1 protein-coding gene is annotated in these 250 nt (G+C 61.6%); it reads right to left on the reverse strand.

The features are described 5' to 3' along the window. Positions 1-250: endonuclease/exonuclease/phosphatase family protein (locus ACZ3HH_RS30805; RefSeq protein ID WP_465810473.1), on the reverse strand; the 250-nt coding region annotated here is incomplete at both ends.

The raw sequence follows: 250 nt of genomic DNA on the forward strand, positions 1-250 counted from the left end.
CGTAGTCGCATTCGACATAGCGGCCTTCGTCATCGAATTCGGTATTGCCGAAGCCGATGCGCACCGAATCCGGCTGGCGGCGGCTGTAGACGCCCACGCCCGAGTAGCCCTTCTTCTGGGCATAGTGGAAATGGCCGACATAGCCGGCCGGGGCCAGGAAGTCTTCGGTCATGTCGGCCGCCTGGGCCTTCAGTTCCTGCACGCAGACGAAGTCCGGCGCTTCCTTTTGTAGCCACTCGAAGAAGCCCTT

It is taken from the genome of Pseudomonas sp. PME37.24/025, assembly GCF_055556615.1.